Annotated in this window: 14 protein-coding genes and 1 rRNA gene; 6 read left to right on the plus strand and 9 right to left on the minus strand. The window is 38.3% G+C overall.

Features of this window, described 5'->3' with window-relative positions:
- Positions 1 to 65 precede the first annotated feature (65 nt).
- The 9 genes from C1726_RS11825 to dnaA form a co-directional block, all read right to left on the minus strand.
- A 16S ribosomal RNA gene (locus C1726_RS11825) occupies positions 66 to 1616 on the minus strand.
- A 280-nt stretch (positions 1617 to 1896) separates the two neighbouring features.
- Positions 1897 to 2988 carry an HD-GYP domain-containing protein gene (locus C1726_RS11830; protein WP_102273346.1) on the minus strand — a complete coding sequence of 364 codons (1092 nt, stop codon included), beginning with the start codon at positions 2986 to 2988 and terminating at the stop codon, positions 1897 to 1899.
- A 94-nt stretch (positions 2989 to 3082) separates the two neighbouring features.
- Complete coding sequence (gene gyrA / locus C1726_RS11835; RefSeq protein WP_102273347.1) at positions 3083 to 5602, minus strand: DNA gyrase subunit A; 2520 nt, start codon at positions 5600 to 5602, stop codon at positions 3083 to 3085.
- Positions 5603 to 5712: 110 nt separating this feature from the next.
- A complete protein-coding gene (gene gyrB / locus C1726_RS11840) occupies positions 5713 to 7635 on the minus strand; it encodes a DNA topoisomerase (ATP-hydrolyzing) subunit B (protein ID WP_102275783.1) in 1923 nt (640 codons plus the stop codon).
- Between the two features lie 109 nt (positions 7636 to 7744).
- Positions 7745 to 7993: an extracellular matrix regulator RemB gene (gene remB, locus C1726_RS11845; RefSeq protein WP_102273348.1), complete on the minus strand. Its 249-nt coding sequence runs from the start codon at positions 7991 to 7993 to the stop codon at positions 7745 to 7747.
- Positions 7994 to 8002: 9 nt separating this feature from the next.
- Complete coding sequence (recF, locus tag C1726_RS11850; RefSeq protein WP_102273349.1) at positions 8003 to 9121, minus strand: DNA replication/repair protein RecF; 1119 nt, start codon at positions 9119 to 9121, stop codon at positions 8003 to 8005.
- 86 nt (positions 9122 to 9207) lie between these two features.
- A complete protein-coding gene (gene yaaA, locus C1726_RS11855) occupies positions 9208 to 9420 on the minus strand; it encodes a S4 domain-containing protein YaaA (protein WP_102273350.1) in 213 nt (70 codons plus the stop codon).
- Between the two features lie 127 nt (positions 9421 to 9547).
- A complete protein-coding gene (dnaN, locus tag C1726_RS11860; protein ID WP_102273351.1) occupies positions 9548 to 10684 on the minus strand; it encodes a DNA polymerase III subunit beta in 1137 nt (378 codons plus the stop codon).
- A 175-nt stretch (positions 10685 to 10859) separates the two neighbouring features.
- Positions 10860 to 12206 (minus strand): chromosomal replication initiator protein DnaA, encoded by a 1347-nt coding sequence (gene dnaA, locus C1726_RS11865; protein ID WP_102273352.1) that lies wholly within the window; start codon positions 12204 to 12206, stop codon positions 10860 to 10862.
- A gap of 714 nt (positions 12207 to 12920) precedes the next feature.
- On the opposite strand from dnaA, the gene rpmH reads away from it, so the two are divergent.
- The 6 genes from rpmH to mnmG all read left to right on the plus strand — a co-directional run bounded on the left by rpmH (position 12921) and on the right by mnmG (position 19130).
- Entirely contained in the window at positions 12921 to 13055 is a 135-nt protein-coding gene (gene rpmH / locus C1726_RS11870; protein WP_053478303.1) for a 50S ribosomal protein L34, read from the plus strand.
- Positions 13056 to 13130: 75 nt separating this feature from the next.
- On the plus strand, positions 13131 to 13514 hold the full coding sequence (gene rnpA, locus C1726_RS11875; RefSeq protein ID WP_102275784.1) for a ribonuclease P protein component: 384 nt from the start codon (positions 13131 to 13133) through the stop codon (positions 13512 to 13514).
- Positions 13515 to 13647: 133 nt separating this feature from the next.
- Complete coding sequence (gene spoIIIJ, locus C1726_RS11880; RefSeq protein WP_102273353.1) at positions 13648 to 14427, plus strand: YidC family membrane integrase SpoIIIJ; 780 nt, start codon at positions 13648 to 13650, stop codon at positions 14425 to 14427.
- Positions 14424 to 15044 carry an RNA-binding cell elongation regulator Jag/EloR gene (jag, locus tag C1726_RS11885; protein WP_102273354.1) on the plus strand — a complete coding sequence of 207 codons (621 nt, stop codon included), beginning with the start codon at positions 14424 to 14426 and terminating at the stop codon, positions 15042 to 15044. Before spoIIIJ ends, jag begins: the two co-directional genes overlap by 4 nt.
- A 503-nt stretch (positions 15045 to 15547) precedes the next feature.
- Complete coding sequence (mnmE, locus tag C1726_RS11890; protein ID WP_102273355.1) at positions 15548 to 16933, plus strand: tRNA uridine-5-carboxymethylaminomethyl(34) synthesis GTPase MnmE; 1386 nt, start codon at positions 15548 to 15550, stop codon at positions 16931 to 16933.
- A gap of 307 nt (positions 16934 to 17240) precedes the next feature.
- Positions 17241 to 19130: a tRNA uridine-5-carboxymethylaminomethyl(34) synthesis enzyme MnmG gene (mnmG, locus tag C1726_RS11895; RefSeq protein WP_102273356.1), complete on the plus strand. Its 1890-nt coding sequence runs from the start codon at positions 17241 to 17243 to the stop codon at positions 19128 to 19130.
- Positions 19131 to 19147 lie beyond the last annotated feature (17 nt).

Here is a 19147-nt window from a genome sequence, read left to right on the forward strand (position 1 = left end):
CTCTCTCAAAACTGAACGAACAATGAAACGTCTTTTAATGAAGTTAGACTTCATTTCATCCTTAGAAAGGAGGTGATCCAGCCGCACCTTCCGATACGGCTACCTTGTTACGACTTCACCCCAATCATCTGTCCCACCTTAGGCGGCTGGCTCCTTGCGGTTACCCCACCGACTTCGGGTGTTACAAACTCTCGTGGTGTGACGGGCGGTGTGTACAAGGCCCGGGAACGTATTCACCGCGGCATGCTGATCCGCGATTACTAGCGATTCCGGCTTCATGCAGGCGAGTTGCAGCCTGCAATCCGAACTGAGAATGGTTTTATGGGATTGGCTAAACCTCGCGGTCTTGCAGCCCTTTGTACCATCCATTGTAGCACGTGTGTAGCCCAGGTCATAAGGGGCATGATGATTTGACGTCATCCCCACCTTCCTCCGGTTTGTCACCGGCAGTCACCTTAGAGTGCCCAACTGAATGCTGGCAACTAAGATCAAGGGTTGCGCTCGTTGCGGGACTTAACCCAACATCTCACGACACGAGCTGACGACAACCATGCACCACCTGTCACTCTGTCCCCCGAAGGGGAAAGTCCTATCTCTAGGATTGTCAGAGGATGTCAAGACCTGGTAAGGTTCTTCGCGTTGCTTCGAATTAAACCACATGCTCCACCGCTTGTGCGGGCCCCCGTCAATTCCTTTGAGTTTCAGCCTTGCGGCCGTACTCCCCAGGCGGAGTGCTTAATGCGTTTGCTGCAGCACTAAAGGGCGGAAACCCTCTAACACTTAGCACTCATCGTTTACGGCGTGGACTACCAGGGTATCTAATCCTGTTCGCTCCCCACGCTTTCGCGCCTCAGCGTCAGTTACAGACCAGAGAGTCGCCTTCGCCACTGGTGTTCCTCCACATCTCTACGCATTTCACCGCTACACGTGGAATTCCACTCTCCTCTTCTGCACTCAAGTCTCCCAGTTTCCAATGACCCTCCCCGGTTGAGCCGGGGGCTTTCACATCAGACTTAAAAGACCGCCTGCGCGCGCTTTACGCCCAATAATTCCGGACAACGCTTGCCACCTACGTATTACCGCGGCTGCTGGCACGTAGTTAGCCGTGGCTTTCTGGTTAGGTACCGTCAAGGTACCGCCCTATTCGAACGGTACTTGTTCTTCCCTAACAACAGAGTTTTACGATCCGAAAACCTTCATCACTCACGCGGCGTTGCTCCGTCAGACTTTCGTCCATTGCGGAAGATTCCCTACTGCTGCCTCCCGTAGGAGTCTGGGCCGTGTCTCAGTCCCAGTGTGGCCGATCACCCTCTCAGGTCGGCTACGCATCGTCGCCTTGGTGAGCCGTTACCTCACCAACTAGCTAATGCGCCGCGGGCCCATCTGTAAGTGATAGCCGGAGCCATCTTTCAGCTTTTCCACATGTGAGGAAAAGAATTATCCGGTATTAGCTCCGGTTTCCCGAAGTTATCCCAGTCTTACAGGCAGGTTGCCCACGTGTTACTCACCCGTCCGCCGCTAATCTTTGGGAGCAAGCTCCCTCAGATTCGCTCGACTTGCATGTATTAGGCACGCCGCCAGCGTTCGTCCTGAGCCAGGATCAAACTCTCCAATAAATTGTGAGTTGATTAGCTCATAAATACCTTTTTTTTTAAAAGGCAAAATAATAAACGTTGACGTTTTTTGTTCGTTCAGTTTTCAAAGAGCAATAGATTAAATAAATTTAACTTCTTTTTCAGAAGCAACTTTATTAATATATCATATATTTCTTGAAGAGTCAACAAAGATTTTTTTGTGAAATCTTTTCTCTTGCTGACTTGAATAAGTATATCAACCTACTATAATAATTGCAAGTGTTTTTTTAGTAAATATAAAAATAGACCGTACAAATACGGTCTATTTTAGTACTTCTTCTATAAATAATTGGCGATTCTTTTCTAAATGGATAATCTCATCCGTTTGGGTAATTTTCACAAGTGGTCTCGTTGGTGACTTTTCTTCTATAAAGAGAATTTCTGCTACACGATCATCAGATAATTTTACACTGCTTCCAATTGAAAAGGTCATTATACCTGATCCTATAGCTTGCATTGCAGTAATATCATATTTTCCAAACATATCTTGAAGCATCATCTCTAATACTTTAAACGGTGATTGCTTCCGTCTGTATAATCGGCTGCATGTCATAGCATGAAATGTATCAGCAACACCAATGATTTTAGCAAAAATATTAATTTTATTATTTTTCTCTCCTAAAGGATATCCGCTGCCATCTAATCTTTCATGATGCTGTAAAATGCCAATCTTTGTACTTTCCCTTAAAAGAGAAATATTCTGAACCATTTTATACGAATAGGTTGTATGTTTTTTCATTTCTTCAAATTCCTGTTTTGTTAATGTAGACTTTTTATTTAAAATAGCTGGTTTAATTTTTGCCATTCCAGCATCAGATAAACATCCCCCAATAGCAAGCTGAACAATGTCACCCTTATTCATTTTAAGTTTTTTTCCTATAAACGCACTAATAAGTCCCACTGCAACCGCATGTTGATATAAATACTCATCTTGCGTTGATAGGTGGTGCAAGGAGAATAATTCAGATGGGGTTACTTCCGACTTTTCTACTAAAGGGATCATGATATTCCTAATCTTTGAAAAATCAATAGGGATACCTGCTTGCCAATTTTTAAATTCCTTCTTATAATCTCGGACACCAATTAAAAAGGCATCTTCCAGACTAGCTTCCATTATAGTTGGAACACTTTTTTGCTCAATCCCATCATCATCTAGAATTTCCCTAGGCTGAAATGGTGAACCATTAACCATCAATTTGTCTACATGAACCTCTCTAATTAAAAAGGCTTTTAATATTCCAATTAATTCATTCGTAATAATTGTCTTTTTACTAACGATAGGGCGATTTGTCAGACTGTAAATATCCTCCGATAAAATACACCCTTCTAGAAGTTCATTTATATTAACACGCATTTTTTTACACCTCAAATGTCATGAGTCCTTATTACTATTCTACTCCATTTTAATAAAAAAGAGGAACACTAAATTGTGTTCCTCCTCTTTATTATTACTCCTGCTCATTAACCTCATCATCTTCAAGGTGTGGATCAGCACTTTCAATTGGCTTTGTTAATTCTTCTTCTGTTTTATCCTCATCTTTTTCAACCTTCGTAACAGTAGCAACATATTCATTTTGGCTTTCATCTAAACGAATGAGTCTTACCCCTTGGGTATTACGGCCCATTGTTGAAATATCACTTACTGCCATACGAATAAGGACTCCGCCAGTTGTAATTAACATTAAATCTTCTTCTCCAGTTACTGCACGCATGGATACAAGATTACCATTCTTCTCAGTTATATTACATGTCTTAATTCCTTTTCCGCCTCTTCCTTGAATTCGATATTCTTCAGAAGGTGTGCGTTTGCCATAACCATTTTTAGTAACAATTAATATTTGAGAGTTTTCCTCTAAAACTTCCATTCCGACAACTTCATCATCGCCATTTAAACTAATTCCTTTCACGCCTGTTGCAGTACGCCCCATTGAACGGACATCAGTCTCAGGGAATCGAATAAGCAATCCATTACTTGTTCCAATAATGATTTCCTTATTGCCATCTGTTAAGCGGACAGAAATTAATTCATCATCTTCTCTTAAATTCAATGCAATTAATCCATTGTTTCTAATATGAGCGAATGAGCTTAATGGAGAACGTTTGGAAATTCCCATTTTTGTTGTAAAGAATAAGAACCAGTCATCAACAAAATCTTCTACCGGAATGATAGCATTTACCCATTCATCCTTCTCAATTCCTAGGAGATTAATGATCGGTATTCCTTTAGCTGTCCTGCTGAATTCAGGAATCTCATACCCTTTCGAACGATAAACCTTTCCCTTGTTTGTAAAGAAAAGTATCGTATCGTGGGTACAAGTAGTGATTAAATGCTCGACAAAATCGTCCTCATTCGTTCCCATTCCTTGAATCCCGCGACCTCCTCGTTTTTGAGAGCGATAGGTCGATACAGGCAGGCGCTTAACATACCCCTTATGAGTCAAAGTGATGACAATATTCTCACGCGGAATAAGGTCTTCATCTTCAATTTGCTCAATTCCGCCTGCAACAATTTCCGTGCGGCGCTTATCATTAAATCGTTCCTTAATTTCACTTAATTCTTCACGGATAATATCTAGTAGCTTTTCTTCATCTGCTAAAATAGCTTTAAGCTCGCCAATTAGTTTGACTAAGTTAGCATACTCTTCTTCAATTTTTTCACGTTCTAATCCAGTCAAACGCTGAAGACGCATATCAAGAATAGCCTGTGCTTGCTTTTCGGATAGATTAAACTTCGTCATCAATCCTTCACGGGCGATATCTGTTGTTTGAGAGCTGCGGATTAATGCGATGACTTCATCTAAATGATCTAATGCAATACGCAAACCTTCTAGAATGTGAGCACGAGCTTCTGCTTTTCTTAACTCAAACTCTGTTCTGCGGCGAATCACAACCTTTTGATGGTTTAAGTAATGAACTAAACATTGCTTTAAGTTTAAAACTTTAGGTTCTCCATCAACTAAGGCAAGTAAATTAATACCAAAACTTGTTTGTAAAGCTGTTTGCTTATATAAATTATTCAATAAAACATTAGCATTCGCATCTTTACGAACCTCAATAACAATTCTCATTCCATCGCGATCTGATTCGTCTCGAAGGTCAGTAATGCCATCAATTTTTTTATCCCTAACAAGCTCAGCAATTCTTTCTATCAATTTCGCTTTGTTCACTTGATAAGGAATTTCATTGACAATAATAACTTCCTTGCCGCTTGGCTTTTGCTCAATTTCTACCTTCGCTCTTATAGTAATAGAGCCTCTTCCAGTTTCATAAGCTTTACGAATACCGCTGCGCCCCAAAATAATACCTGCAGTTGGAAAATCCGGCCCAGGAATAATATCCATTAACTCTTGAATAGTAATTTCGGGATCCTTACTTACTGCTAAGACACCGTCGATTACTTCTCCAAGCTGATGTGGAGGAATATTTGTTGCCATTCCTACTGCAATTCCTGACGTTCCATTAACTAATAAATTAGGAAAACGTGCAGGAAGAACAACAGGTTCTTTTTCTTCTCCATCATAGTTATCTTGATAATCAATCGTATCTTTATTAATATCTCGCAGAAGCTCCATTGAAATTTTAGACATCCGAGCTTCTGTATAACGCATTGCCGCAGCATCATCCCCATCAACAGAACCAAAGTTTCCATGTCCATCTACGAGCATATAGCGATAGTTAAAATCCTGTGCCATCCGGACCATTGTTTCATATACCGCTGAATCGCCATGAGGATGGTATTTACCAATAACATCCCCGACAATACGAGCGGACTTTTTAAATGGTTTATCTGAATGCATTCCAAGGTCATGCATTGAATATAAGATTCGACGGTGAACCGGCTTTAAACCGTCACGAACATCAGGTAATGCACGCGATACAATTACACTCATCGCATAATCAAGAAATGACTCACGCATTTCTGTGCTTATATTTCTTTCTTTTATCTGAGACTTCGGAGTTTCGGCCATTTAAAGAACCTCCCTTATAAGTGAAACTTCCAGCATGTTTATATGCTTATCATTAGGCTTTTCTATGTAAAACCAGGATAGAATAATCCTGAGTCTATCCTGGCATCCTATTATATATCTAGATTTTTTACATATAGTGCATTTTCTTCTATAAAATTACGACGTGGTTCAACTTTATCGCCCATTAATATTTCAAAGGTCTCATCAGCTTCAATCGCATCTTCTAAATTCACTTGCAATAACGTTCTTGTTTCAGGATTCATTGTTGTATCCCAAAGCTGATCTGGGTTCATTTCCCCTAAACCTTTATATCTCTGTACATTTGGCTTTGGCTGACTTGGCAATCTATTCATGATTTCCTCTAGCTGACGATCATTGTACGCATACTCAATTTTCTTCCCTTGCTGCACCTTATATAACGGCGGCTGTGCAATATAAATATATCCAGCCTCAATAATCTGTCTTAAATATCGGTAAAAGAAAGTTAATAGTAAAGTTCGAATATGTGCACCATCTACATCAGCATCCGTCATAATAATAATTTTATGATATCTTGCTTTAGAGATATCAAAATCTTCTCCAATTCCGGTACCTGCTGCTGTAATCATTGCTCTAACTTCATTATTTGAAAGAATACGATCCAATCTTGCCTTTTCCACATTTAGAATTTTCCCTCTTAGAGGGAGAATCGCTTGGAAATGTCGGTCACGCCCCTGTTTAGCTGAACCGCCCGCTGAGTCACCCTCAACGATATAAAGCTCAGATATAGAAGCATCTTTAGAAGAGCAATCCGCTAATTTCCCAGGTAAGCTTGAGACTTCAAGCGCACTCTTTCTTCTTGTTAATTCACGTGCTTTCTTTGCGGCAAGCCTTGCACGCGCTGCCATAAGTCCTTTATCTACAATTTTTCTGGCAACGGCTGGGTTTTCTAAAAGGAACTTTTCAAGTGTTTCTGAAAAAATAGTATCTGTAATGGCACGAACTTCAGAATTCCCAAGCTTCGTTTTAGTCTGTCCTTCAAATTGAGGGTCAGGATGCTTAATAGAGATAATTGCAGTTAACCCTTCACGTACATCTTCTCCAGAAAGATTGGCATCATTTTCTTTAAAAATGCCATTTTTCCTAGCATAATCATTAATAACCCTAGTTAAAGCGGTTTTAAAACCTACTTCATGCGTTCCGCCTTCATATGTGTTGATATTATTAGCAAAGGAATGAATATTTCCAGTAAATCCATCATTATACTGCATGGAAACCTCAACATTTATACCGTCACGATCTCCTTCAATATAAATCGGCTCTTCATGAATAACATCCTTCGTACGATTTAAATGCTCAACGTATGACTTAATTCCGCCTTCGTACATGTATTCATTTTTCTTATTTTCTTCACGCTTATCTTCAATCGTAATCTTTAATCCGCGATTTAAGAATGCGAGCTCACGAATACGATTAGCAAGTGTGTCATAATCATATTCAGTTGTTTCCGTGAAGATTTCACTATCCGGCGTGAAGTGAGTAATTGTCCCAGTATGATCTGTTTCACCAATTACTTTAAGATCCGCACAAGGAACTCCTCGTTCAAACTTAATATAATGAATCTTGCCATCACGGTGGACATACACTTCCAGTTCCGTGGATAGCGCGTTTACTACTGATGCTCCTACGCCATGTAATCCGCCTGAAACTTTGTATCCGCCGCCGCCAAATTTCCCTCCAGCATGCAGAACGGTCATAATAACTTCAACAGCTGGGCGACCCATTTTTTCATGAATACCTACAGGAATTCCCCGGCCATTATCCGTTACGGTTATACTATTATCCTTTTCGATGCACACATTAATTTCTGAACAATATCCGGCTAATGCTTCGTCAATACTATTATCAACAATCTCCCATACAAGGTGATGAAGACCTTTAGCACTTGTAGAACCAATATACATTCCAGGACGCTTCCTTACTGCTTCAAGACCTTCTAGCACCTGTATCTGATTCGCATCATAGGACTGTTCCTGTGCAGCCTTTTGCTCTATTGACACATCGATCACCTACACTTTCATTATGCATAACTTACAAATCAATCATCTATATAAAAGCTGACGTTTAATGTCAGGTTATTTTTATTACTAGCTTCTTATTATTTTAGTAATCGTGGGTAACTGATTGTTTCGTGCGTCTTTTTAATGTTCCTGAAGCTAGTGGGGAAAAATAGACTTTCTTTGAAGTGATTACTACTGATTTAAAAGACCCTTTAGAAAGATTTACAACAGAATCATTCTGGCATTCTAAAAACTCTTCTATGTACTTAGAAGAGTTGACACTTTCTTTATCTAAAATTGCAATGATATCCTTTGAACGAACTAAAATATCTTCTCCGACATGGATATACAAACACTCACCTCATTGAATCTTAGTTATACCGCCAGCTTTAACATTAAATGCAGCTGCCTCTTTTAATGTTTGGTGATCAATTCCATCGACACTCGTTGTTGTTACAAAGGTTTGGACTTTCCCTTGTATTGTATTTAATAAATGGGACTGACGGTAGTCATCCAATTCAGAAAGAACGTCGTCAAGAAGAAGAATCGGATACTCACCAATTTCTGAATGAATGAGTTCAATCTCTGCCAGCTTAACAGATAAAGCGGTTGTCCTTTGCTGCCCCTGTGACCCAAATGTTTGAACATCCCGGCCATTCACATAAAAAAGAAGATCATCCCGATGTGGTCCAAATAGAGTAGTTCCGCGTTCTATCTCTCTATTTTTCATTTTAGCAAATTTTTCCTCATATACATTTATCATTTTCGACAATTCTTGCTGTTCTGATACATCTGCTGACGGCTTGTACTCTATTTTCAGCGTTTCCAATCCCCTAGATATGCCCTCATGGATCGGCATCGCCCATTTCTCCAGCATCCTCAGAAATTCAAATCGCTTAGATACAATCTTCACGGCAGTATGAATAAACTGCTCTGTCAAGATTTCAAGCATCGTATGATCAGTTTGTTTTTTTATTTGCAGCTGTTTTAAATAATGATTGCGCTGTTGTAATGTTTTTTGGTATTGGCTGATATCATGCAAATAAACAGGTGATACTTGGCCAATTTCCATGTCAATAAAACGGCGTCTTACTTGTGGACTGCCTTTTACGAGATGAAGATCTTCTGGAGCAAACATAACAACGTTCATATTTCCTACATATTGACTTAGCTTTTTCTGTTCAATGTGGTTACATTTAGCCTTTTTCCCTTTTTTAGAAATCACTAGTTGCATAGGCAATGAACCATAATTTTTTTGTATCCGTCCTTCTATTTTAGCATACTCTTGATCCCAGCGTATAAGATCTTTATCATTTGATGTTCGATGAGATTTCGCCATGGCTAACACATAGATGGATTCCATCACGTTTGTTTTCCCTTGAGCATTCTCACCTAGTATAACGTTAACTTTATTTTCGAAGTGCACCTCTAAATCTTCATAATTGCGATAGTTTTTCAAAAGTAATTGCTCTATGTGCATAGACGCTACATCCTTTTAGCTTTTTAAAGCTTCAGTCAATTGCTTTATTTAATTAAAACTAAACTTTTCACTTCAGAAAAAGTTTATTAAATAATTTCAAAGGAACCATAATTAGGAATATCAATTTTATCCCCTACACGAAGCTTTCTTCCTCTTCTTTGATCCTGCTCTCCATTAACAAATACCTCATATTCACTTAAAAACCACTTCGCCATTCCACCTGTTTGGATTACATCCGAAGCCTTTAAGAATTGCCCTAATGTTATATATTCAGAATCAATTTTAATTTTCGTCATCATTTCACTCTTTCTTCATCTAAAAATAGCCTCTAATACTTTATTCTACTAAATAACTGATTAATATTCAAAGGTAACCTTATTAAATTAAAAAGCTACCCGCAACACACGAGCAGCTTTTTAATTTATCTTAATATGTTCGAACAGGCAAAATTAATTGAAGAATTGAATCATCATTGATTGGCCGTATGACAAATGGTCTCATCGCACCTGTAAAACTTATCGTAATTTCTGATCCTTCAAGTGTCTTTAATGCATCCATCATAAATTTAGCACTAAAAGATATTTTTAATTCTTCTCCTTCAATCGATTGGCTTTGAAGTTCTTCAACTACATTACCAATTTCAGGTGTATTTGAAGAAATTTCAATGATTCCATCTTGAATAGTTGTAAATTTAACGACATTATTTCTTCCTTCTCTGGCAAGCAGCGAAGCACGGTCAATCGCATGTAAGAAATCCTTTGTATTGACGACAATATTCGTCTTGCTTTCATTCGGAATTAATTTTGAAGTATCAGGATAATTGCCCTCTAATAATCTTGAGAAAAATAAGAGATTTTTTGCTTTAAATAAAACTTGGTTTTCTGTAATAACAATGTCAATTAAATCATTGTTGTCATCTAGAATTTTACTTAGCTCACCTAAGCTTTTCCCTGGAATTACCACATTATAGCTTTCATCCGCTTCTGTCTCAATTTTTGCTTTTCTCAATGCTAGTCGATGGCTATCTGTTGCAACACAGGTTAATTCACCATTTCCAACCTTCCAGTTTACACCTGTCAAGATGGGGCGTGTTTCTGAGGTGGACACTGAGAATACCGTTTGTCTAATCATAGCCTTTAATAAATCTGTTGGGATTTTAAAAATATTTTCTTCTTTAATTTGCGGCAAATGTGGATATTCATCAGCATCTAAGCCGTTCAGTTTAAATTCAGATTTTCCTGAACGGATAACAGTTTGCAATTGATTTTCAACATGAATCTCAACTGTATCTGTAGGCAATTTTTTTACAATCTCACTAAAGAATTTGGCTTGAAGAACAATGGCTCCTGGTTGTTTAATTTCTGCAATTTCATCTCCAGCTTCTTCTTTAGGGATAAAAGATTCAATTGAAATGTCTGAATCACTGCCCGTTAATGTTACTCCATCAGTAGTCGCAACAATTTTGATTCCCGTTAAAATAGGGATTGTTGTTCTGCTTGTCACAGCTTTCATAACATCTTGAACACTTTGAACTAAACGATCCCGTTGGATTATGAATCTCATTTTTTTAATCCTCCGATATAATTTTTTATGGTGTATAGTTATATATTTTCTTTTAAAAAAATAATAGAAGTACTAGTAGGTCTTGTTGATATGTGGATAACTCTGTTTATTGAATGGAAACACAGCCTATCCACATGTGGACAGACTGTGTGTAAGCGGAATAGAGTTATTCACATTATACTTTTAGAATTTCATGAATTTCTCTCAGCTGTTTCTGGAATTGAGTATCTGTTTGGACTAGCTTAGAAATTTTCTCATGGGCATGAATAACAGTTGTATGATCCCTTCCTCCGAATTCTTCACCAATCTTAGGCAGTGAAAAATCCGTTAATTCCCTTGATAGATACATAGCAATTTGTCGTGGGAAAGCAACTGATTTCGTTCTCTTCTTTGCCTTAAAGTCCTCAAGCTTTACATTATAATGCTCTCCTACAACTCTCTGAATATCATGAATGGTAATTACTTTCGGTTTGGAGCTAGGAATGATATCTTTTAGCGCTTCAGCAGCTAAATCAGCATTTATGTCTTTATTTATTAAGGAGGAATAAGCTACTACTCTTATAAGTGCTCCTTCTAATTCACGGATATTTGAATCAATTTGATTAGCAATATAAAGCATCACTTCATTTGGAATATCCAGACCTTCCGCTTTAGCCTTTTTTCGAAGAATAGCAATTCTTGTTTCAAGATCTGGAGGAGTAATGTCGGTAATAAGACCCCATTCAAATCGAGAACGAAGCCGATCTTCAAGTGTTGGAATTTCCTTTGGAGGCCGGTCACTTGAAATGACAATTTGCTTGCTTTCTTCGTGCAATGTATTAAAAGTATGGAAAAATTCCTCTTGTGTAGATTCTTTTCCCGCTAAAAACTGAATATCATCAATTAGAAGTACATCTACTTTACGGTATTTATTTCGGAAATCAATCGCTTTATTATCACGAATGGAGTTAATAAATTCGTTTGTGAATTTTTCCGATGATAAATAAACAACCTTTGCAGACGGGTTATGATCTAAAACGTAATGTCCGATTGCGTGCATTAAATGTGTCTTTCCTAAACCTACTCCTCCATATATAAATAAAGGATTGTAAGCTTTTGCTGGTGCTTCAGCGACAGCAAGAGATGCAGCATGTGCAAATCTATTTCCTGAACCTATAACAAAAGTATCAAACGTATTCTTTTGATTAAGCATAATGGAAGGCAGTTCTGGCTGCTCCTCTTCTTTTTTCCCTTTCTTTGGCGGATTAGGAAAATCCATATCATTTTCAGCCTGATTTTGCGGGATTATAAACTTTACTCCTAATTCTTCTCCAGTTATTTCATAGACAATTTCTGAGATCAGTTTGGAGTAACGCTCTTCAAGCCAATCACGGGCAAAATCATTTGGAACTGTAATGACTAAAGTATCGCCTTGAAGGGCGTGAGCTTTTGTTGATTTTAACCATGTCTCATAACTTGGTTTGCTTATTTTTTTCTCGATCTTAGCAAGAGCATTATTCCAAAGATCCGATATATTCTCCAACCATTGTCCCTCCTTTTGCCTTTATTGATGCTGCTAAATTCCGCATTAAAAATATAGGTTATACAAGCCGTACAACCTATATTTAGTAGAACATCTTTATGTTTTGAGTCTTGCTTCATTCTTGTTTAACACTAAAGCTAGTGAGCTTATTTATTAGAATCTATCGAAACGAAAATGTGGAAAAATATATAATAAGGAAGTAAAGTAGGGTTTCGACAATATCCACTACTTGTGGACAACGTTTTACAAGCTGTTTGAATAAACTGTCCACATAATATCCACAATCTGTGGATAAAGGAGTTATACACAATAAATTATCAAGAGTGAAAACACAATTATGATAACAGATAATACTAGGAGGTGCAACGGTTTTTCAGATATTATCCACAAGCATAACATATTGGGCATAAAAATTGTCCACATGATAGGATTATGTGAAAAAGCTGTCAATATGTGTTGTGGATAATGAAAAAACTGTCGAAAATTTATCCACAAGCTGTAATGGCAATATTCCCTTGGAGAAATTTACTTTATTAAAATATAAATTTTTGAGTGACAGATTGCAGAAAAAAGGGTAAACTCTCCTAGTAGATCTTTTCAAATTTCAAATAAATATTTTCAGCTTCTTCAATCAAGAGTTGACAATTTTCTAGTAGCATCTTTATAATAGTTAAGACTGTCTTTAGCAGCTATTCCTCAGGGAGGTGTCATATAATGAAAAGAACTTACCAACCAAGTAAGCGTAAAAGAAGTAAAGTTCATGGATTCCGTAGTCGTATGAGTACGCCTAACGGACGTAATGTACTTGCTCGTCGTCGTCGTAAAGGAAGAAAAGTATTATCTGCTTAGACCACTGAAACGTCAGTGGTCTTTTTTTCCATAATCATAGAAATTTGTATTGGATTAAAGGTGGTGTAAATGACGGTGAAAAAAGAGTATCGTGTGAAAAAAAATAAAGAGTTTCAAGAGGCCTTTAAGAAAGGAAAGTCATTTGCAAATCGCCAATTTATAGTCTATTCGCTAAAAAAGCCAGAGCAGGAGCATTTTCGAATTGGTCTTTCAGTTAGTAAGAAAATAGGGAATGCAGTCACTAGAAATCAAATAAAAAGATATATCCGCCAGGCCTTTCATGAAATGGAGAATGAAGTGCTTAACCCATTTGATTATATTATTATTGCTAGAAAACCTGTAGCTGAGATGGGATTAGAAGAAATAAAAAAAAGTCTGACCCATGTATTAAAGCTTTCAAAGGTTTTGAAAAAACAAAAATCAGGCAATAATGGACAACAGAATTTTAGAATCAAGTAAAATGATGTGTTTTAGCCTGTCTTATTTTAAAAGACATGAGTTAGCAAAAATGTTAAAATATATGTAAGTCTGTGTTTTATGCATGGAAAAAATAATGATAATTATTTTCTAAGCAGTTAGGAGGAAAAAACGTTTGAAAAAAAGAATGTTTCTAGTAATTGGTCTGATTTTCATAATAGCTCTTTTATCGGGTTGTACGGAAATCAATAAGCCGATTACTTCTGAGAGTGAAGGCTTTTGGAACGAGTACATAGTGTATCCGCTTTCACTGTTTATCATCAAAGTTGCGGAATTTGCAGGTGGTAGCTTTGGATTTTCGATAATCATCGTTACGATTATTATTCGCTTATTCTTGCTGCCGCTCATGATTAAACAGACGAAAAGCTCAAAAGCAATGCAGGCAATTCAGCCTGAAATGCAAAAGCTAAGAGAGAAATACAGCTCAAAGGATCAAAAGACTCAGCAAAAGCTGCAGCAAGAGACAATGGCTTTATTCCAGCAGCATGGTGTGAATCCCTTAGCAGGATGTTTTCCATTGCTAATTCAAATGCCGATTTTAATTGGTTTTTATCATGCAATTACTCGTACAAGAGAGATTGCCGACCATAATTTCTTATGGTTTGATCTTGGGGCGCCAGATCCTATTTATTTATTGCCATTAATTGCAGGGGCAACAACATTTATTCAGCAGAAGATGATGATGGCTGGAACGGCGAACCAAAATCCGCAAATGGCCATGATGCTCTGGTTAATGCCGATCATGATTATAATCTTTGCTATTAACTTCCCAGCTGCTCTTTCATTATACTGGGTTGTAGGAAATATCTTTATGATTGTTCAAACGTACTTTATTAAAGGACCGGAGATTAAGAATGCGAAAGCTGCCGGTAATGCAGGAGGAGCAAAAAAGTGAAACAAGTAACTGCTACGGGGACTACAGTCGAGGAAGCAGTAAAGTCGGCACTCGCTCAATTACAAACGATAAAAGAGCGCGTAGAAATTACGATTGTTGATGAAGGAAAAAAAGGTGTTTTCGGTATTTTTGGTGCTAGACCAGCAATTGTGAAAGCTGTTTTGAAACAAGATCCAATAGATGAAGCAAAGAAGTTCCTGTTGGATATTAGTGAAAAAATGGGTGCTCCAATTGCAATAGAAGTTGTTGGCGAAGGCCGAAATATTCAATTTGTCTTAACAGGAGAGAAGATTGCTCTTTTAATTGGAAAAAGGGGACAAACGTTAAACTCCTTACAATATTTAACGCAACTTGTTATTAATCGTTACTCAGATCAATATATAAATATTTTGCTTGATGCAGAAGATTATCGAAAGAGACGTAACGATACCCTTACACAATTAGCGGAGCGCTTAGCACAAAAGGCGTTAAGAACAGGTCAAAATGTCTCATTAGAACCGATGCCTTCATATGAACGAAAAGTAATTCATGCAGCTCTAGCAGAAAATAAGCGAGTAAAAACCTATTCAAGCGGCAATGACCCGCATCGCCATCTTGTTATTTCACCAATAAAATAGAAAAGTGAAAGCGGCTTGATCACCCCGACAAGCATAAGACCAGCTGGCTTATGACCTCGAGGGGGTAGCCGCTGGAGCTGGACAAATAAAAAAACTCCCAATCAAAGGATTGGGAGTTTTTTTATACCTACTTTTACGAATATAAATTGTTGGTCTGATTTATTGAACAAGCCTTTATGCATGAAGTAATAATCAGCGCGGTGAAATGATGCAGACGGCAATTTACATACCTGGTTGTGACCAACTGCTAATAAATGTTTTATGTTTAAAATGCCTGAATGTGAATTATCATCTGGTTTTATTGTTATTCACATGTGGATAAGTTAAAATAAAGCATAATAATTTTAATGAATGTGGATAAAAGGAATAGGGACTTGTTAAAAAAGACTTGTGGATAATTGAGTATTAGCGGTACTCCATTCTTTTCTTAAAAATAAGCATGTGCTATTCTATTTATTTGGGATGAACGGATTTTGTGAGGCAGTAAGTGAGGTGGGTTTTAAATGGAATTTGATACAATTGCGGCTATTTCTACACCAATGGGTGAAGGAGCCATTGCCATTGTAAGATTAAGTGGTGATCAGGCAATTGCTATAGCAGATAAATTATTCAAGGGGATAGGTGGAAAAAGGCTAAAAACAGTCTCCTCCCATACGATACATTATGGTCAAATTATTGACCCAAAGACGGGGCAAGTAGCGGAAGAAGTAATGGTATCCGTTATGAAAGGTCCAAAAACTTTTACGAAAGAGGATGTTGTTGAAATAAATTGTCATGGAGGCTTAGTTTCTGTTAATCGCGTGCTCCAGCTCCTGCTAACGAATGGGGCAAGACTAGCTGAGCCTGGGGAATTTACAAAACGGGCATTTTTAAACGGGCGTATTGATTTATCTCAAGCCGAAGCAGTTATGGATTTAATTCGTGCTAAAACAGATCGTGCGATGAATTTGGCTCTAGGTCAAATGGAAGGTCGGTTATCTAAACTTATTCGGAAGCTTCGTCAAGAGATATTAGAAACATTAGCTCACGTTGAAGTGAATATCGATTATCCTGAATATGATGATGTAGAGGAAATGTCACATCGTATGTTGTTAGAAAAAGGCACCTATGTAAAAGAGGAGATTGTAAAGCTGCTCCGCACTTCTCAGCAGGGGAAAATTTTGCGGGAAGGACTCTCAACTGTAATCGTTGGGCGGCCTAATGTAGGAAAGTCATCTTTGCTGAACAGTCTTGTGCATGAAAATAAAGCAATAGTCACGGATATTCCTGGAACAACAAGAGATGTGATTGAGGAGTATGTTAATGTACGCGGGGTTCCGCTCCGATTATTAGACACTGCAGGGATTCGTGAAACAGAGGATATTGTGGAACGCATTGGTGTAGAAAGGTCAAGGCAAGTATTAAAGGAAGCGGATCTAATTTTACTCGTTCTTAATTATGCAGATGAATTTACGAAAGAGGATGAGAATTTATTTAAAGCTGTAGAAGGCATGGATGTTATCGTAATTGTTAATAAAACAGACTTGCCTCAAATGATTGACATGGACCAAGTCCATAAACTTTCAAAAAATCATAAGCTTGTTACGACCTCCTTACTAGAAGATAGAGGAGTAGATGAATTAGAGGAAGCGATCGCATCATTATTTTTTGAAGGATCCATTGAAACGGGGGATTTGACCTATGTATCCAACACCCGTCATATAGCCCTGCTTAATCAAGCCCTACATTCGATTGAAGAAGCGATACATGCCGTTGAAATGGGGACACCCATTGATATTGTCCAAATCGATTTAACAAGAACATGGGAATTGCTCGGCGAAATTATTGGAGACAGTGTCCATGAGAGCCTTATCGATCAGCTGTTCTCCCAATTTTGTTTAGGGAAATAGAAAAGCGGAGGCGCCTTGCTCAGCCCCGACAAGCATAAGGCTAGCCAGCGAGAAGGTTGTTCTTTAACCTTCTTGATGGATGGACTTATGACCTCGAGGGGCTAGGTGCCGGAGCTAGACAAAGAAAAGCGGAGACGCCTTGCTCAGCCCCGACAAGCATAAGGCGACCAGCGGAAGGTTGTTCTTTAACCTTCTTGATGGATGGACTTATGACCTCGAGGGGCTATGCGTAGGAGCTGGACAAGAGAAAAGCGGAAGTGCCTTATAGGCAGTCCTATATATAAAATGTAATAAAGGAGGCAGCATCATGCCATATGAAGCAGGAAATTATGATGTCATCGTTGTTGGCGCAGGTCATGCAGGCTGTGAGGCTGGCCTTGCATCAGCACGTCTTGGTGCAAAGACATTAGTTGTGACAATCAATTTAGATATGATTGCCTTTATGCCATGTAATCCATCAGTTGGAGGACCGGCAAAAGGAATTGTTGTCCGGGAAATTGACGCGTTAGGCGGGGAAATGGGAAAGGTAATCGATAAAACCCATATTCAAATGCGGATGTTGAATACAGGAAAAGGACCAGCTGTCCGTGCCTTGAGGGCACAAGCTGATAAATTTATGTATCAGCACGAAATGAAGAAAATCCTTGAAGAAGAAGAGAACTTGACACTCATTCAAGGAATGGTCGAAAAATTAATTGTAGAAGATGGTGTTTGTAAAGGAGTCGTAACCCAAACGGGTGCTGTCTACACTTCTAAAACAGTTATTATTACAACAGGGACTTTCCTAAGAGGGGAAATCATTTTAGGGGAATTAAAATATTCAAGCGGTCCGAACAATCAACAGCCTTCTATTAAGCTGTCTGAACATCTTCAGGAGCTTGGCTTTGATTTAGTCCGGTTTAAAACAGGAACACCTCCTCGCGTAAATAGCCATACCATTGATTATAGCAAAACGGAAATTCAGCCTGGCGATGAAACACCAAGAGCGTTTTCCTATGAAACAACAAAGTATATTACCGATCAGCTGCCTTGCTGGTTAACGTATACGAGTGAAGAAACACATCAAATTATTAATAGCAATCTTCATCGGTCACCAATGTATTCAGGAATGATTCAAGGAAAAGGTCCGCGTTATTGTCCATCCATTGAAGATAAGGTTGTTCGTTTCAATGATAAGCCTCGTCATCAGATTTTCTTAGAGCCTGAAGGAAGAAATACACAGGAAGTATATGTTCAAGGCCTTTCTACAAGCTTGCCTGAGGAAGTTCAGCATCGGCTAATTAGAAGTGTACCTGGGTTAGAAAATGCGCAAATGATGCGTGCTGGTTATGCCATTGAATATGATGCAATTGTGCCAACTCAGCTATGGCCAACCTTGGAAACAAAACAAGTGAAAAACTTATTTACAGCTGGTCAAATTAATGGCACGTCTGGTTATGAAGAAGCAGCAGGACAAGGTCTAATGGCTGGAATTAATGCAGGATTAAAGGCACTTGGAAAAGAAGAGGTTATATTAAGCCGCTCAGATGCTTATATTGGCGTTATGATTGATGACCTTATCACAAAAGGAACTTCTGAACCGTACCGCTTACTTACTTCACGTGCAGAATATCGTTTATTGCTGCGTCATGATAATGCTGATTTACGTTTAACTGAATTGGGCTACTCAATTGGTCTTATTAGAGAAGAACGCTACCAAAAATTCTTAGCAAAAAAGCAATCGATTGAAGGCGAAATTAAAAGACTCCAAAAAACAATCATTAAGCCAACTGCCGAAGTTCAAGAATTAATTCACAGTCTAGGCGGAAGTGAATTAAAGGATGGGATCCGGGCTTCTGATCTGTTAAAAAGACCAGAAATGACGTATGAACATATTCAAAGGCTAGTTCCTAGTGAAGAGCTGCTGGATCCAGATGTTGAAGAACAAGCAGAAATTCAAATTAAATATGAGGGATATATTGAAAAATCCCTTCAGCAAGTTGAACGTTTGAAAAAGATGGAAGATAAGAAGATTCCAGAGAATATCGATTATGATGCAATTAATGGACTTGCTACAGAAGCGAAGCATAATTTAAAAGAAGTTCAGCCTTTATCCATTGCGCAGGCTTCAAGGATTTCTGGTGTAAATCCAGCAGATATTTCAATTTTGCTGATTTATATTGAGCAGGGGCGAATCGCAAGAGTTTCAAACGAATAGAGCGAGATATTTGGAAA

The organism is Cytobacillus massiliigabonensis (assembly GCF_900199725.1).
GTDB classification, from domain to species: domain Bacteria; phylum Bacillota; class Bacilli; order Bacillales; family Cytobacillaceae; genus Cytobacillus; species Cytobacillus massiliigabonensis.

What these genes read in the sequence shown, in the direction of transcription:
- C1726_RS11830 (WP_102273346.1), bottom strand. Translation starts at nt 2,988, where the DNA reads ATGCGTGTTAATATAAATGAACTTCTAGAAGGGTGTATTTTATCGGAG.
- gyrA (WP_102273347.1), bottom strand. Translation starts at nt 5,602, where the DNA reads ATGGCCGAAACTCCGAAGTCTCAGATAAAAGAAAGAAATATAAGCACA.
- recF (WP_102273349.1), bottom strand. Translation starts at nt 9,121, where the DNA reads ATGCACATAGAGCAATTACTTTTGAAAAACTATCGCAATTATGAAGAT.
- yaaA (WP_102273350.1), bottom strand. Translation starts at nt 9,420, where the DNA reads ATGATGACGAAAATTAAAATTGATTCTGAATATATAACATTAGGGCAA.
- dnaN (WP_102273351.1), bottom strand. Translation starts at nt 10,684, where the DNA reads ATGAGATTCATAATCCAACGGGATCGTTTAGTTCAAAGTGTTCAAGAT.
- rpmH (WP_053478303.1), top strand. Translation starts at nt 12,921, where the DNA reads ATGAAAAGAACTTACCAACCAAGTAAGCGTAAAAGAAGTAAAGTTCAT.
- mnmE (WP_102273355.1), top strand. Translation starts at nt 15,548, where the DNA reads ATGGAATTTGATACAATTGCGGCTATTTCTACACCAATGGGTGAAGGA.
- mnmG (WP_102273356.1), top strand. Translation starts at nt 17,241, where the DNA reads ATGCCATATGAAGCAGGAAATTATGATGTCATCGTTGTTGGCGCAGGT.